Here is a 15,053-nt window from a genome sequence, read left to right on the forward strand (position 1 = left end):
CTATCACACCGCCTCGAACTATCAGACTAGAGCAACTTCGGACGAAGACCGGCTAACATGGGCTCAGGCCGGTCCCGATCGCCGCCCAAAAACCAATTCGCAGGGGATAAACCATGCTCACACGCCGCCATGTCATCGCATCCGCACTTGCTGCGCCCGCCGTCCTTCGTTTCGGCACCGGCACCGCCCATGCCGCCACGACACTGAAGATCTCGCACCAGTTCCCGGGGGGCACCATCGACAAGGGCGACTTCCGCGACCGGCTCTGCCGCACGTTCGCCGCTGAAGTCGCCAAGCGCAGTGGCGGCGAGATCGCAGCCGAGATCTATCCGAACTCCTCGCTGATCAAGACCAACGCGCAATTCTCGGCGATGCGCAAAGGCGCGCTCGATATCAGCCTCTATCCGATGCCCTATGCCGGCGGCGAATTGCCGGAAACCAATATCGGCCTGATGCCGGGCCTGGTCGCGACCTACGATCAGGGCCTGCGCTGGAAGACGGAGCCGGTCGGCAAGGCGTTGACCGACTTCCTCGCCGACAGGGGCATCATCCTTTTGACCTGGGTCTGGCAGGCCGGCGGCGTCGCCAGCCGTTCCAAGCCGATCGTCGCTCCCGAAGACGCCAAGGGCATGAAAGTGCGTGGCGGCTCGCGCGAAATGGACATGGTGCTGCAGACCGCGGGCGCTGCCGTGCTGTCGGTGCCGTCGAACGAAATCTACGCCGCGATGCAGACGGGCGCCTGCGACGCCGGCATCACCTCCTCCACCAGCCTGATCTCGTTCCGCCTCGAAGAGGTCGCGAAGTCGCTGACCTCGGGCGCCGGCGCCTCCTACTGGTTCATGCTGGAGCCCCTGATGATGTCGAAGGCGATCTTCGACAAGCTGCCCAAGAAGCAGCAGGACATCCTGCTTTCGGTGGGCAGCGAACTGGAAGCGTTCGGCCGCAAGGGCGCACAGGACGACGATATCGAGGTCGCCAAGGTCTATGAGAAGGCCGGCGCCAAGGTCAGCAAGCTCGACGTGGCGACCGTCAACAAGTGGCGGGATATTGCGCGCGATACTGCCTGGAAGGACTACAGCGCCAAGACCGCGACGTCGGCCAATCTGCTCAAGCTCGCAAGCGACGTCTCCGCATGATGCATGGTCCGCTTCCGGATCAACATGACCATTCCGAGGCCGCCACGGGTAACCCGCTCGTGGCGGCGCTCGGCCAGGCGCTGGCGCTGTGCAACAACGTCATCGTGGTCTTCGCCGCCATCGCGCTGATCGCGGCCTGCGTGATCCTCAGCTACAGCGTGCTCGGCCGCGCCTTGTTCCACAGCCCCAATTACTGGCAGGACGAGGCGGCGGTATTCCTGCTGGTCGGCGCCACCTTCATGACCGCGGCCTATGTGCAGGGCCAGCGCGGCCATATCGGCATTGAAGCCTTTGTCGGGCTGATGTCGCCGCTCGCCAACCGCATCAGGCTGTGGCTGGTCGATGTCGCGAGCCTGCTGTTCTGCGCCTTCTTTGCCTGGAAATCCTGGACGCTGGCGCATGAGGCCTGGGTCGACGGCCAGGTGTCGAACTCGATGTGGTCGCCCCCGCTTGCGATCCCCTACGTGCTGATGGCTTTGGGCATGACGCTGTTGTGCCTGCAAATCCTGTTGCAGATCATTATTCCCTTTGCTGGTGCTTCACGTCGATGAGCGTTCTTGGAATTGGTATCAGTTACGGCTTGGCTACCCTGTTTGCGATGTTTTCCGGTATGCCCATTGCCTTTGCTCTGGGCGCCGTCGCCGTCGCCTTCATGGCCATCTACATGCCGACGGCATCGCTGGATACGGTGACGCAGAACGTCTACGAGGAAATGGCCTCGATCACGCTGCTGTCGATCCCGCTGTTCATCCTCAAGGGGGCTGCGATCGGCAAATCTCGCGCCGGTCAGGACCTCTATTCGGCGCTGCATGCCTGGTTGCATCGCGTGCCCGGCGGCCTCGGCGTCGCCAACGTATTCGCCTGTGCGCTGTTCGCGGCGATGGCGGGCTCATCGCCCGCGACCTGCTCGGCGATCGGTTCGGCCGGCATTCCCGAGATGCGCAAGCGCGGCTATTCCGGCGGCTTTGCCGCAGGGATCATCGCCGCCGGCGGCACGCTCGGCATCCTGCTGCCGCCTTCGATCACCATGATCCTGTTTGCGGTCGCCGCGGAGAAATCGCTGGGCCGGCTGTTCCTCGCCGGCATTGGCCCGGGACTGTTGCTGGTGACACTGTTCGGCATCTACGCGGTGTTTCGATTCCGCAAGGAATATACGACGGCGAAAGCGCTTTACGAGAAGACCGGAACGGATTCCGCGATCCTGCAGCACGACGAATTCACGATGGCCGAGCGCTTCACCATGCTGCCGCGGGTGATCCCGTTCGTCCTGCTGCTCACCGGCGTGATGATCGCGCTGTATGGCGGTTACGCCACGCCGTCGGAAACCGCAGGCCTCGGCGGCCTGCTCGCACTGGTGCTGATCGCTCTGATCTACAGCGTATGGCGGCCGAGCGACCTTTCGCCGATCCTGAAATCCACCATCCGCGAATCCACCATGCTGATGATGATCATCGGCATGTCACTGCTCTATTCCTACGTGATGAGCTATCTGCACATCTCGCAATCGGCGGCGGAGGCCATCGTCGCCATGCATCTGCCGCGCTGGGAATTGCTGGTTGCGATCCTGCTGATGGTCGTGGTGCTCGGCTTCTTCCTGCCGCCGGTGTCGATCATCCTGATGACCGCCCCGATCATCCTGCCGCCGCTGCGCGCCGCCAATTTCGACATCATCTGGTTCGGCGTGGTCATGACCATCGTGATGGAGATGGGGCTGATCCACCCGCCGGTCGGCCTCAACATCTTCGTCATCCGCAACGTCGCGCCGGATATCCCGCTCAGCGAGGTAATCTGGGGCACGCTGCCCTTCGTGCTGCTGATGATGCTGGCGGTGCTGCTGTTGTGCTTCTTCCCGGGGATTTCGACCGGGCTGCCGGACCTGGTGATGGGCCCGGACGGGGGGAGGTAAAGCTTCCGCAGGATAGGTAGAGCGGAGCGAAACCCATCCTGCAAGTCACGCGCTTTCACTTCTGGCAGGCGCTGCGATCGATCCTCCACCGACGACCTGCAACAGGTCGGTACGCACCGCCTCGATATGCTGCGCCAGAAACCGGCAAGCCTCGTCGATCTGCTGCGCCCGGCAAAGCGCGATCAGATGCGCGTGCTCTTTTTCGGCTGTCCCCATCGCCTTGGTGTTGGAAAGCTGCAAGCGCGTGTAGCGGTCGCTGGTCTGCAGCAACGCAATGACGATCGCCTTGGTCCGCGGCCGCCGCGCGTGAATGTATAGTGCCATGTGAAAGTCGGCATTGAGCTGGCCCCATTCGCTGATGTTGCCCGCCTTGATCGCCTTTTCGAAGTGCTTCTGGATGTCGTCCAGCCCATCAAAGTCCCGGTCCGTAAAGTGCGGCGCCGACTGCGCCAGCAGCCGGGGCTCCATGATCCCGCGCAGGTCGAACACGTCGTTGATTTCGTCCAGCGACAGCTCCGATACGATCGCACCCTTTTGCGGGACGATGCGCACCAGCCCTTCGGCCTCGAGCTGAAACAGCGCTTCGCGCACCGGAATGCGGCTCACCCCGTAGGCCTCCCCCAGCGCGTCCTGGCGCAGCTGCGAGCCAGCCGGATAGGTCCCGTCGAGAATCGACTGCCTGAGCTGGTCGACGATCGCAGCCGACAGCGTCCGGTGCTTCAGGGGGCCTTTCATTTGATCTTCCGTCGTCATGGCCGGCCTTTCGGATCGAGACGGGCCTATTTCGCATGTAGACGCGGTCCCGACCCAGCAAAAGCTAAGGCGTCCCCCACAATCTCCATTTGGCAATATTGTATAAATTATACGGAAAGCAGAGAAGGCAGCGGCGAAGCCATGATAAGCGGCAGCGCTGAAAGAACCGGCGGTTGCGACCAAAGGTCGGGTAAAAGGCCGCATACGCGGCCTATTTCGCGGCCCGCGCCTTTGCGTTCAATGCCGCCGCGACGCGGCTGACCGGCGGCCGGCCGATCAATCCGCTCACGACATTGGTCGCCGCGACCAGCTTTGCCATGTCGACGCCGGTCGCGACGCCCATGCCTTCGAGCATGTAGACCACGTCCTCGGTTGCGACATTCCCGGTCGCGCCGGGGGCGTAGGGGCAGCCGCCGAGGCCGCCGGCGGCGGAATCGATCACGCGGCAGCCCTCCTCCATCCCGGCGTAGAGATTGGCGAGGGCCTGCCCGTACGTGTCGTGGAAATGCATGGCGAGGTTGGCCATTGGCACATGGCCCGCCACGGTGCGCAGCAGTTGCCGCGCCTTTAGCGGCGTGCCGACGCCGATGGTGTCGCCGAGCGAGATTTCGTAACAGCCGAGGTCCCACAGCACCTTTGCGACATCGACCACCGCCTGCGGCTTGATCTCGCCCTCATAGGGGCAGCCGAGCACGGTGGAGATGTAGCCGCGCACCCTGACGCCGTCGGCTTTGGCGCGCGCCAGCACCGGCTTGAACCGGTCGATCGATTCCGCAATCGAGCAATTGATATTGGCGCGCGAAAAGCTCTCCGATGCCGCGGCAAATACCGCGATCAGTTTGGCGCCGGCGGCCTGCGAGGCCTCGTAACCCTTCTCATTGGGTACCAGCACCGGAAGTTCGCATTGGGTATGATGGCTGACGCCGCGCAGCACCTCGGCCGATCCGACCATTTGCGGGATCGCCTTGGGCGAGACGAAGGCGCCGACCTCGACGGCATGCAGGCCCGCAGCGATCAACGCCTCGATGAACGCGATCCGATCGGCGACGCTGATCGGCGTCTTCTCGTTCTGCAGCCCGTCGCGCGGGCCGACTTCGACGATATGGACGCGATCGCTCATGACGCTGCCGGTTCGATTTCGGCCAATTCGACGCCTTCGCCGACGATATCGCCAACCTTGCACTTGATCTTCTTCAACACGCCCGCAAAGGGTGCGCGCAGGGTCTGCTCCATCTTCATGACCTCCAGCGTCAGGATCGCAGCGCCCTTCTCCAGCGTCGCGCCCTCCTCGGCCAGCAGCGCCACGACGGTGCCGGGCAGCGGCGCGACGATCTTGTCCTCGCCGACCTGTTCCTCGGTCTCGCCGCCGAACGGATCGACCCAGTGCAGGTCGAAGCGGCCGTTGCGGGTGCGCAAATAAAGCTCATGGCCCTCGATCACGGCGGTCACGCGCGATTTCATGCCGTCAATCGTCAGATCGAAGCTGCCGTGATCCGCCGGCGAGGGCGCTAAGACGAATTCGTGTTTGCCGATCGAGAGTGTCATCGGCCCGGAGCCGTAGTGCAACGTCACCTTGTGCTCGGCGCCCTGCCCCTGCCGGAACGAGAATACCCGCTGCCGCCTTCCAACCGGCATCCAGCCAAACGTCTGCCACGGCGAATCCTTGCGCGCCGATTTCTGCTCCGCGTCGACGATGGCGGCGACCGCGGCGCAAAACTCGAGATCGCCGGCCGCGCCTGACGATTCCGTCAGCTTCTTCAACTCGCGTTCGATGAAACCGGTGTCGATGGTGTTGGCGCGCACGTTCGGGTGCGTGATCAGCGCCGACAGGAACGGGATGTTGGTGACGATGCCGCGAACGTCAGTCTCTTCCAGCCCGCGGTTGAGCCGCTCGATCGCAGCCTGCCGCGTCGGTGCCCAGGCGATCACCTTTGCCAGCATGGCGTCGTAATACGGCGACACGGCGTCGCCGCCGCGATACCCGGCATCGATCCGCAGGCCGTCGACAGCATCCGGCGTGCGCCAGGTCTTGATCCGGCCCACTGAAGGCATGAAATTCTTCTGCGGATTTTCGGCGTAGACCCGCGCCTCGATGGCGTGGCCGTTCAGCTTGATCTCGTCCTGCTGAAGCGGCAGCTTTTCGCCGAACGCCACCCGCAACTGCCACTCCACCAGATCGACGCCGGTGATGAGCTCGGTCACGGGATGCTCGACCTGCAGGCGGGTGTTCATCTCGATGAAGAACACTTCCTTGCCGTCGGAGACGAATTCGATGGTGCCGGCGCCAACGTAATTCACCGCACCGGCCGCCTTGCGCGCGGCGGCGCAGACGGCTTCGCGCTGCGTGGCATCAAGCGTCGGCGACGGTGCTTCCTCGATCACCTTCTGGTGCCGCCGCTGCAGCGTGCATTCGCGCTCCCAAAGCGAGAGCAGATTGCCATGGCTGTCGCCGATGATCTGCACCTCGATATGCCTGGGGTTCTGCACGAACTTTTCGACCAGCATGCGGTCGTCGCCGAACGCGGCCTTGGCCTCGCGCTTGGCGCTGACGATCGCCGCCGCGAGTTCTCCGGCCGAATTGACCACGCGCATGCCACGGCCACCGCCGCCAGCGGAGGCCTTCACCAGCACCGGGAAGCCGATCTTGTCGGCGGATTTTGCGAGCGTTGCCTCGTCCTGAGCCTCGCCGTGATAGCCGGGCACCAGCGGGACGCCGGCCTTTTCCATCAGCGCCTTCGAGCCGGACTTCGAGCCCATCGCCGTCATCATCTCGGCGGTAGGGCCAACGAACACCAGCCCGGCGTTCAGGCACGCCTGTGCGAATTCGGCATTTTCGGACAGAAAGCCGTAGCCGGGATGGACGGCCTCGGCGCCGGTCTGGCGCGCGGCTTCGATCACCCGTTCGATGTTGAGATAGCTGTCGCGCGCCCGCGCCGGTCCGAGCAATACGGCCTCATCAGCCATGGCGACATGCATGGCATCGCGATCGGCTTCCGAATAGACCGCGACGGTGCGCAGGCCCATGGCGCGGGCGGAGCGGATGACGCGGCAGGCAATCTCGCCGCGGTTGGCGATCAGCAGTGTGCGAAAACGCCGGTAGAGTTTTGCGCGGTCCATCATCGTTTCCTGCATCACATCCTGAACAGACCAAATTTCGTCGGTTCGATCGGCGCGTTGGCCGCCGCCGACAATCCGAGGCCGAGCACCAGCCTTGTATCGGCGGGATCGATCACGCCGTCGTCCCACAGCCGCGCCGTGGCGTAATAGGGGCTACCCTGGTGCTCATATTGCGCGCGGATGGGCGCCCGGAACTTGTCCTCTTCCTCGGCCGACCAGTTCTCGCCCTTGGCCTCGATGTTATCGCGGCGAACTTGACTGAGCACCATGGAGGCCTGCTCGCCGCCCATCACGGAGATGCGCGCGTTCGGCCACATCCAGAGGAAACGCGGGCTATAGGCGCGGCCGGACATGCCGTAATTGCCGGCACCATAGGAGCCGCCGATCACGACGGTGAATTTCGGCACGCCGGCGGTCGCCACCGCCGTCACCAGCTTGGCGCCGTCGCGCGCGATGCCGCCGGCCTCGTATTTCTTGCCGACCATGAAGCCGGTGATGTTCTGCAGGAACACCAAGGGAATATTGCGCTGGCAGCACAGCTCGATGAAGTGCGCGCCCTTCAGCGAGCTCTCGCTGAACAGGATGCCGTTGTTTGCGATGATGCCGACCGGATAGCCCCAGATATGGGCAAAGCCGCAAATCAGCGTCGTGCCGTAGAGTTTCTTGAACTCGTCGAATTCGGAGCCGTCGACGATGCGCGCGATAATGTCATGCACGTCGAACGGTTTTCTGCCGTCGGCGGAGACCACGCCATAGATTTCTTCGGCCGGAAACAGCGGCTGCCGCGGTTCGCGCATGTTGAGCGCGGCGCGCGTCGGCGGCTTCAGCGTGGCAACGATGCGCCGCGCGATCCCGATCGCGTGGGCGTCGTTCTGCGCGTAATGATCGGTGACGCCGGATTGGCGGGAATGCACGTCGGCGCCGCCGAGTTCTTCGGCCGTCACCACCTCGCCGGTCGCCGCCTTCACCAGCGGCGGCCCGCCGAGGAAGATCGTGCCCTGGTTGCGCACGATGATGCTCTCGTCCGACATCGCAGGCACGTAAGCGCCGCCGGCGGTGCAGGAGCCCATCACGATCGCGATCTGCGGAATGCCCTGCGCAGACATCTGCGCCTGGTTGTAGAAGATGCGGCCGAAATGCCGCTCGTCCGGAAAGATCTCGTCCTGCATCGGCAGAAAGGCGCCGCCGGAATCGACCATGTAGACGCAGGGCAGATTGTTCTGCCGCGCGATATCCTGCGCGCGCAGATGCTTCTTCACGGTCATGGGGTAATAAGTGCCACCCTTGATGGTGGCGTCATTGGCGACGATGACGCATTCGCGGCCCGAGATGCGCCCGACGCCCGTGATGACGCTGGCGGAATGGACATCGCCGCCATAGAGGCCGTGGGCGGCGAGCGGCGACAGTTCGAGAAACGCGGTGCCGGGATCGACCAAGAGGTCGACGCGCTCGCGGGCCAGCATCTTGCCGCGCGCGGTATGCCGCTTGCGCGACGTCTCGCCGCCCCCGCCGGACACGACCTTGAGCTTGTCGCGAAGCTCCGCCACCAGGCCGCGCATCACGTCGGCGTTGCGGGCAAACTCGGAAGACGTGGGATCGATAGTGGAATGAAGCGGCATGGTCAGCGTTTTCTTTGGATGCTGGAGTGCCCTGAGACGGCTTCAGGATGGTCGGAACAACCCATTCGAAGAGAATGCAACAGAGCCTGTACCATCTTTGCCCCGATGTGAAGCTCAGGCGGTCTTGTCGAACAGTTCCCGCCCGATCAGCATGCGGCGGATTTCGCTGGTGCCGGCGCCGATCTCGTAGAGTTTTGCGTCGCGCAACAGCCGCCCGGTCGGGTAGTCGTTGATGTAGCCATTGCCGCCCAGGAGCTGGATGGCATCGAGCGCGCATTGGGTGGCTTTTTCCGCAGCATAAAGAATGGCGCCGGCCGCGTCCTCGCGCGTGGTCTCGCCGCGGTCGCAGGCCTTTGCCACCGCATATACATAGGCCCGCGAGGCGTTCATGGTGGTGTACATGTCGGCGATCTTGCCCTGCACCAATTGGAAGGTGCCGATCGGCTCGCCGAACTGCTTGCGCTCGTGCACGTAAGGCAGCACCACGTCCATGCAGGCCTGCATGATGCCGATCGGACCGGCGGCCAGCACCGCGCGCTCATAGTCTAGACCGGACATCAGCACGTTGACGCCGCGGCCGACCTCGCTCAGCACGTTCTCTTCCGGCACCTCGCAATCCTCGAACACCAGTTCGCAGGTGTCGGAGCCGCGCATGCCGAGCTTGTCGAGTTTCTGCGCGGTGGAAAATCCCTTCATGCCCTTTTCGATGATGAAGGCGGTCATGCCGCGCGGACCGGCGTTGAGATCGGTCTTGGCATAGACCACCAGCGTGTCGGCGACGGGGCCGTTGGTGATCCACATCTTGTTGCCGTTCAGCACAAAGCGGTCGCCCTTCTTGTCGGCGCGGGTCTTCATCGAGACCACGTCGGAACCTGCGCCCGGCTCCGACATCGCCAGCGAACCGACATGTTCGCCCGAAATCAGCTTTGGCAGGTATTTCCGCTTCTGGGTTTCGCTGCCGTTGCGGCGGATCTGGTTGACGCAGAGGTTGGAATGCGCGCCATAGGACAGGCCGACCGCGGCCGAGGCGCGCGACATCTCTTCCACCGCGATACAGTGCTCGAGATAGCCGAGGCCGCTGCCGCCATACTCCTCCTCGACGGTGATGCCGTGCAGGCCGAGCGATCCAATTTTGGGCCAGAGATCCCTGGGGAATTGGTTGCTGCGGTCGATTTCGGCGGCGCGCGGCGCGATCTCGTTCTGCGAAAAGGCATGCACCGTCTCGCGTATGGCATCCGCGGTCTCGCCGAGATCGAAGTTGAGAAGCAGCGCCCTGTTCGAGGCCATCATTTCCCCCTGTCTTCCTGGAATTAAACGATCATACGTTTTTTTAACTTACCTGCAAGCGGAACCTGCCAAAACTCAAATAGTGACTACAGTCGATTGAAATTACTATCATTTCGTGCCACAATTATACGATCGACCGCTCGTTTCCACGGCGGCGAATGCCCAGAGGCTCCATGGCGCGGACGATCGGTTCTCACGGCCCGAAGACGATGGAGGCGATCCGCAAAGCGGGCCTCCGCCTGATCTTCGAGCACGGCTACGCGGCCATGAGCCTGCGCCAGCTCGCCGCCGAGGTCGGCATCCAGTCGGGATCGCTCTACAACCACATCTCGACCAAGCAGGAATTGCTGTTCGACCTGATACGCGACCACATCAACGAATTGCTCCGCCAGCTCGATCGCGCCCTGCAGGAGAAACAGCGGCCAGTCGACAAACTCCGCGCCTTCACAGCCTTCCACGTCACCTATCACATGACCAGGAAGCGCGAGGTCTTCATCGCCAATTCCGAGCTGCGAAGCCTCGAGCCGAAGAACTATGAGGCGATCGTGGCGCTGCGCGGCGCCTATGAGCAGCGGCTGGCCGAAATCCTCAGCGAGGGCGTCGCCGAGGGCGAATTCGAGGTGGTGGATATCCAGGTGGCGACATTTGCGATCCTGGCCTTGTTGACCGGCCTCACCACCTGGTACCGCCCCGGCGGGCGGCTCACCAGGGAGGCCATCGTCGCCGCCCACGAAAAGCTGGTGCTATCGAGCGTCGCCCCCGGCGCGACACCTGACCCGGCCCGAATCAAACGCGCGCCCTCCTCCGGCCTGACGGCGCCCGGCAGGCTGGAGCGCCGATGAGGTGCCGCCCATGACCGAACGCCACCACCCCCTCGACGATATCGACCTGAAGATCCTGTCCGAACTCCAGAGGGATGGCCGCATCCGCAACAACGAACTGGCGGAAAGGGTCGGCATCTCCGAGCCCCCATGCCGGCGCCGGGTGCGCGCCTTGCGCGAACGCGGTTATGTCAGCGCCATCAGAGCCACGCTCGACGAAACGCTCCTGGGCTACGAAGTCATTTCCTTTGTCCTGATCCAGTTGCAGAGCCAGGCCCAGGCCCCGCTGCAGGCGTTCGAAAAATCGATCGCGGCGGTGCCGCTGGTGCTGCAGAGCTGGCGGATTTCGGGCGACGCCGACTATCTGCTCAAATGCGTGGCACGAAACGTCGAAGGCATGCACCAGCAGCTTCTGCAGTTTTCAGCGATGCCTGAAGTGCGCAACATCAGAACCTTCCCGGTGCTTGGCGTCGCCAAGGATGCGCCGCTGCCGATCCCCATCCATCCTGCAGCACCCGACCCGGCGCAGTAGCCGGCAACTTCCCGCGTCGAGCGACCGGGAGCGTCTTCAGTGCGTCCAGGGTTCGACGCGCTTGAAGGCGAAATTGTCGGCGTAGGCGACCTGCCGCTGCTTCGAATCCTTGGGCTCGATCACCTGGTAGGCAACGCCCTTGCGCTCGCAATAGGCGATCGCGTCTTCCTTGGTGTCGAAGTGCAAGGTGAGCTGCTGCTTCATGTCGACCGACGAGGTCCAGCCCATCAGGGGCTCGACCGCCCGGGGGTGCTCCGGCTCGTAGTCGAGCTGCCATTCCCGGGTCTTGGCCCTGCCCGATTGCATCGCGTTTTTGGCGGGCTTAAAAATGCGTGCGGTCATGGATGGTCGGGTCCTTGCGTCTGCGACATGGTAGCGATTGGTGGAAACGGCCGGGATAGTATAGAGACACCTTTCAGGAAATTTGATCGGTGATTCCGTAAAACCCGGATGTACCATTTCCGCACCGGTATAGTCATTATGCCGTACTGTGACAATCTAGGGCTATCCGGCGCCCGGGACCTCTTGCGGCGCCATCCTCCTGAAAACATCACTGCGAAACGGCACCCATGAAAATCAACGCCACCCTGCCAGAAAAAGGACGCGACCTCCGGCTCGACCTGTTTCGGGGGGTCGCGAACTGGGCGATCTATCTGGACCACATTCCCGACAATGTCGTGAACTGGATCACTACCCGCAATTACGGGTTTTCCGACGCCGCCGACCTGTTCGTTTTCATTTCCGGCTATACCGCCTCCTTCGTCTACGCCCGGATGATGCTGGAGCGCGGCTTCATCGTCGGCGCCACGCGGCTGACCAAGCGGGTCTGGCAGCTCTATGTCGCCCACATCATCCTGTTCGTGATCTATATCGCCTCGATCAGCTATCTGGCGTTGCGCTTCGGCGATTCCGAGCTGGTCAACGAGTTCAACGTCGTCGGCCTGGTCGATAACGCGACCGAAACGCTGCGGCAGGGGCTGTTCCTGAAGTTCAAGCCCGTCAACCTCGACGTGCTACCGCTTTACATCGTGCTGATGGGGCTGTTCCCGCCGGTATTGTGGATCATGCTGCGCCAGCCCAACTGGACCATGGTGGCCGCGATCGTGCTCTGGCTGGTGTCGCGGCAGACCGGGTGGAACCTGGCCGCCTATCCGCAGGGCACCTGGTACTTCAACCCGTTCGCCTGGCAGGTGCTGTTCATATTCGGTGCATGGTGCGCACTCGGCGGTGCCCGGCAGGCGGCAGGGTTGATCATGCACCCGGCCACGCTGTGGTTCTGCATCGGCTACATGATCCTGGGGCTTGTCATGACCATGGCCGGCAGGTTTCCGGCGTTCGGCGAGATGTTCCCGCAGTGGCTGTATTCGATGTTCAATCCGAACGACAAGACCAACCTCGCGCCCTATCGCTTCCTGCACTTCGTGGTGATCGTGATCCTGGTCATTCGCTTCGTGCCGAAGGATTGGCCGGGCCTGGAGTGGAAGGTCTTCGATCCCCTGGTCGTCTGCGGTCAGCAATCATTGGCCGTGTTCTGCGTCGGCGTGTTCCTGTCGTTCGTCGGGCATTTCGAACTGTCGATGAGCTCGGGCTCGCTGTTCGCGCAGATCTTCGTTAGCGTGACCGGCATCGCCATCATGACCATCGTCGCCTACTACATTTCCTGGTCGAAGCGGCAGGACAAGCCGCTGAAGCCACCGGCGCCGAAACCTGCCTGAGCGGCTTCTGGCTGGACTGTCGCTATAGCGTTTTCGAGCGAAGTGGACACCGGTTCGCATCAAGAAAACGCGTCAAAACAAAAATCTGGAGATTCGGTTCTGATTTAATCAGAACCGAATCTCTGGCGCCTTCAGGCCGGCTGCGCGGTCGAGTCCACCAGCGTTCGCACGTCGGCGTAGACGTTGAGTATCGGCGCGACCACCTTGTGCATCGTGGCCTTCGAGACGATCGTGTCGTGGATGACCAGATGATCGACGCCCGTGGTCAGAAAGCAGTTCACGGCATCCTGCGGCGTTTCCACGATGGGTTCGCCCTTGATGTTGAATGAGGTGTTGATCAGCACGGGAACACCGGTCAGCGCCTCGAACTCCTTCAGCAAGCGATAAAGCATCGGATTGGTCGCCTCGCGCACGGTCTGCACCCGCGCGGTGCCGTCGACATGCACGATCGCCGGGATTTTGTCCCGCCATTCGGGACGAACCGGTTTGGCGATCAGCATGAAGGGCGAATCTTCGTCGCCTTCAAAAACCTCCTTCATCCGCTCGGCCAGCACGATCGGCGCGAACGGGCGGAACGCCTGCCGGTGCTTGACGCGGCTGTTGAGGATGTCCTTCATCTCGGGCTTGCGTGGATCTGCGATCAGGCTGCGGTTGCCGAGCGCGCGCGGGCCAAATTCCGAACGGTCCTGAAACCATCCGATCACCTTCTGGTCGGCGAGCAGCTTGGCCGTATCGCGGCAGACGTTCTCGCTCTTGACGGCATCAACCTGGATCCGCACCAGAAACTTCTGCAGCTCCTTTGCGGCGTCCTTGTCGCTGTAACGCTTGCCGACATAGGAATGATCCATCACGAAGTCACGGCGCTGCTTCAGGATTTCGAGCCAGCCGTAATAAGCGCAGCCGATGGCGATACCGTCGTCACCCGCCGCGGGCTGGATCCAGACGTTCTCGAATCCAGCTTCGCGGGCGACCCGCCCGTTCGCCACGCAGTTCAGCGCGACGCCGCCGGCCATGCAGAGGTTCTTCGCACCGGTGGTTTCACGCAGCCAGCGGGCGCGCGCGAGCAGCACGTTCTCGGTGTCGTCCTGCGTCCGCCAGGCCAGATCTTCCCAGTGCCGCATCGAAGGGCTCTTTTCCCAGTTGCTGGTGCCGTCGAAGACGTATGGCTCCATGAAGTCGGCGGTCCAATGCGGCACGTCCAGCTTGCCGTCGTTCAGTTCGAGCAGATGCTTGACCTGGTCGCGGCGGCCATAGGGCGCCAGCCCCATCAGCTCGCCGCATTTATTCCAGTCGCCGAAAATGTAGGTGGAGGCGCGGCTGTAGAGCGCGCCGAGACCGGGCATGGTGTAGAACTCGTCGCTAAGGAAGCCGCGGTCAGGCTCCATCCAGACCTTCTTCAGGCACTCCAGCGTCGCGCCGCTGAACTTGTAATAGCTCTCGGACTCGCGGGCCAGCGGCGTCGCCGTGTCGCTGGCGGGGAAGGCTTCCATGACGTCGGAGCGGTAGCTGCCGACGCCATCGACGATCATCACGACGCCATCCTCGAACGGCGAGACCGCGAACGCGCTGTAGGCGTGCGCCAGATGGTGGGAGATCGTGACCACTTTGTCTTGACCGGACAGATACAGCGGGTGCTTGGCCGCGTCGCCGCGTTCGAAATCCGGAAGGAAGCCCGGCGCGTCGAAATAGACCAGCCGCTCCTCCATTTCCGGGACCGGCAGGATGTAACAGTTGCGCACCACCAGATCGACGTCATCGAGTGTGATGCCTTCGGCTTCAAGGCAATAGTCGATCACTTCCTTGTAGAAGCCTGACGCGTGCTTGGCCCGCGTGATCCGCTCCTTGGCGATCGCAAAGGCGATGGCGCCGTCGCGCAACAGGCAGGCGCTGACATCATGGTCATAGGTGTTCAGACCAAGGACATAAGTGTGTTTTTTGGGCATGGGTACTCGTTGAGGCGGGATCGTCTTACGCTGAAGAAATGGAGATCGTGTCGACATCAAGTTGCTGGCGTGGCCTTGCCGTAGCTTCTCCCGAAAATCTGCGACGCACAACCATCGGCGTTCAGCAAGCATTCAGGAAGATGAACGACGCAACGCTAATTCCTGTGCAGGCCGGCCATAACTTGACCTTACCTGTCCTACTCAATAAAGTCCCAAAAGCCCGA

13 protein-coding genes are annotated in these 15,053 nt (G+C 62.7%); 6 read left to right on the forward strand and 7 right to left on the reverse strand.

All coding sequences use genetic code 11. From position 1 onward, the window contains the following. Positions 1–113: 113 nt before the first annotated feature. From ACVWVY_RS29090 to ACVWVY_RS29100, 3 genes are read left to right on the forward strand one after another with little or no spacing between them, the layout of a single operon-like run. Entirely contained in the window at positions 114–1,136 is a 1,023-nt protein-coding gene (locus tag ACVWVY_RS29090; protein WP_456629593.1) for a TRAP transporter substrate-binding protein, read from the forward strand. Further along, positions 1,133–1,687, forward strand: coding sequence for a TRAP transporter small permease (locus ACVWVY_RS29095; RefSeq protein ID WP_456629594.1), 555 nt, complete (start codon positions 1,133–1,135; stop codon positions 1,685–1,687). Before ACVWVY_RS29090 ends, ACVWVY_RS29095 begins: the two co-directional genes overlap by 4 nt. Continuing rightward, on the forward strand, positions 1,684–3,042 hold the full coding sequence (locus tag ACVWVY_RS29100; RefSeq protein ID WP_456629595.1) for a TRAP transporter large permease: 1,359 nt from the start codon (positions 1,684–1,686) through the stop codon (positions 3,040–3,042). The genes ACVWVY_RS29095 and ACVWVY_RS29100 overlap by 4 nt, the downstream gene beginning before the upstream one ends. A gap of 45 nt (positions 3,043–3,087) precedes the next feature. Here ACVWVY_RS29100 and ACVWVY_RS29105 read toward each other — a convergent pair whose 3' ends face one another. The 5 genes from ACVWVY_RS29105 to ACVWVY_RS29125 all read right to left on the reverse strand — a co-directional run bounded on the left by ACVWVY_RS29105 (position 3,088) and on the right by ACVWVY_RS29125 (position 9,818). Continuing rightward, entirely contained in the window at positions 3,088–3,777 is a 690-nt protein-coding gene (locus tag ACVWVY_RS29105; protein ID WP_456629596.1) for a GntR family transcriptional regulator, read from the reverse strand. A gap of 229 nt (positions 3,778–4,006) precedes the next feature. Then, positions 4,007–4,915: a hydroxymethylglutaryl-CoA lyase gene (locus tag ACVWVY_RS29110; RefSeq protein ID WP_456629597.1), complete on the reverse strand. Its 909-nt coding sequence runs from the start codon at positions 4,913–4,915 to the stop codon at positions 4,007–4,009. Next, positions 4,912–6,912 (reverse strand): acetyl/propionyl/methylcrotonyl-CoA carboxylase subunit alpha, encoded by a 2,001-nt coding sequence (locus ACVWVY_RS29115; RefSeq protein ID WP_456629598.1) that lies wholly within the window; start codon positions 6,910–6,912, stop codon positions 4,912–4,914. Before ACVWVY_RS29115 ends, ACVWVY_RS29110 begins: the two co-directional genes overlap by 4 nt. 14 nt (positions 6,913–6,926) lie before the next feature. Beyond that, positions 6,927–8,531, reverse strand: a complete 1,605-nt coding sequence (locus ACVWVY_RS29120) for a carboxyl transferase domain-containing protein (RefSeq protein ID WP_456629599.1) — start codon at positions 8,529–8,531, stop codon at positions 6,927–6,929. A 114-nt stretch (positions 8,532–8,645) separates the two neighbouring features. Continuing rightward, positions 8,646–9,818 (reverse strand): isovaleryl-CoA dehydrogenase, encoded by a 1,173-nt coding sequence (locus ACVWVY_RS29125; RefSeq protein ID WP_456629600.1) that lies wholly within the window; start codon positions 9,816–9,818, stop codon positions 8,646–8,648. 173 nt (positions 9,819–9,991) lie between these two features. Here ACVWVY_RS29125 and ACVWVY_RS29130 point away from each other — a divergent pair, with 173 nt between their 5' ends. Further along, positions 9,992–10,660, forward strand: coding sequence for a TetR/AcrR family transcriptional regulator (locus ACVWVY_RS29130; protein ID WP_456629601.1), 669 nt, complete (start codon positions 9,992–9,994; stop codon positions 10,658–10,660). A gap of 10 nt (positions 10,661–10,670) precedes the next feature. Beyond that, positions 10,671–11,171, forward strand: coding sequence for an Lrp/AsnC family transcriptional regulator (locus ACVWVY_RS29135; RefSeq protein ID WP_456629602.1), 501 nt, complete (start codon positions 10,671–10,673; stop codon positions 11,169–11,171). A 36-nt stretch (positions 11,172–11,207) separates the two neighbouring features. Here ACVWVY_RS29135 and ACVWVY_RS29140 read toward each other — a convergent pair whose 3' ends face one another. Further along, positions 11,208–11,513, reverse strand: a complete 306-nt coding sequence (locus tag ACVWVY_RS29140; RefSeq protein WP_456629603.1) for an ETC complex I subunit — start codon at positions 11,511–11,513, stop codon at positions 11,208–11,210. A gap of 227 nt (positions 11,514–11,740) precedes the next feature. Here ACVWVY_RS29140 and ACVWVY_RS29145 point away from each other — a divergent pair, with 227 nt between their 5' ends. Beyond that, a complete protein-coding gene (locus tag ACVWVY_RS29145; RefSeq protein WP_456629604.1) occupies positions 11,741–12,886 on the forward strand; it encodes an OpgC domain-containing protein in 1,146 nt (381 codons plus the stop codon). Between the two features lie 131 nt (positions 12,887–13,017). Here ACVWVY_RS29145 and ACVWVY_RS29150 read toward each other — a convergent pair whose 3' ends face one another. After that, positions 13,018–14,829 (reverse strand): carbamoyltransferase family protein, encoded by a 1,812-nt coding sequence (locus tag ACVWVY_RS29150; RefSeq protein ID WP_456629605.1) that lies wholly within the window; start codon positions 14,827–14,829, stop codon positions 13,018–13,020. Positions 14,830–15,053: the final 224 nt, after the last annotated feature.

Source organism: Bradyrhizobium sp. URHC0002, from assembly GCF_054059515.1.

Coding starts and splice junctions, on each gene's coding strand:
- ACVWVY_RS29090 (WP_456629593.1), top strand. CDS start 114: ATGCTCACACGCCGCCATGTCATCGCATCCGCACTTGCTGCGCCCGCC.
- ACVWVY_RS29095 (WP_456629594.1), top strand. CDS start 1,133: ATGATGCATGGTCCGCTTCCGGATCAACATGACCATTCCGAGGCCGCC.
- ACVWVY_RS29100 (WP_456629595.1), top strand. CDS start 1,684: ATGAGCGTTCTTGGAATTGGTATCAGTTACGGCTTGGCTACCCTGTTT.
- ACVWVY_RS29105 (WP_456629596.1), bottom strand. CDS start 3,777: ATGAAAGGCCCCCTGAAGCACCGGACGCTGTCGGCTGCGATCGTCGAC.
- ACVWVY_RS29110 (WP_456629597.1), bottom strand. CDS start 4,915: ATGAGCGATCGCGTCCATATCGTCGAAGTCGGCCCGCGCGACGGGCTG.
- ACVWVY_RS29115 (WP_456629598.1), bottom strand. CDS start 6,912: ATGGACCGCGCAAAACTCTACCGGCGTTTTCGCACACTGCTGATCGCC.
- ACVWVY_RS29120 (WP_456629599.1), bottom strand. CDS start 8,531: ATGCCGCTTCATTCCACTATCGATCCCACGTCTTCCGAGTTTGCCCGC.
- ACVWVY_RS29125 (WP_456629600.1), bottom strand. CDS start 9,818: ATGGCCTCGAACAGGGCGCTGCTTCTCAACTTCGATCTCGGCGAGACC.
- ACVWVY_RS29130 (WP_456629601.1), top strand. CDS start 9,992: ATGGCGCGGACGATCGGTTCTCACGGCCCGAAGACGATGGAGGCGATC.
- ACVWVY_RS29135 (WP_456629602.1), top strand. CDS start 10,671: ATGACCGAACGCCACCACCCCCTCGACGATATCGACCTGAAGATCCTG.
- ACVWVY_RS29140 (WP_456629603.1), bottom strand. CDS start 11,513: ATGACCGCACGCATTTTTAAGCCCGCCAAAAACGCGATGCAATCGGGC.
- ACVWVY_RS29145 (WP_456629604.1), top strand. CDS start 11,741: ATGAAAATCAACGCCACCCTGCCAGAAAAAGGACGCGACCTCCGGCTC.
- ACVWVY_RS29150 (WP_456629605.1), bottom strand. CDS start 14,829: ATGCCCAAAAAACACACTTATGTCCTTGGTCTGAACACCTATGACCAT.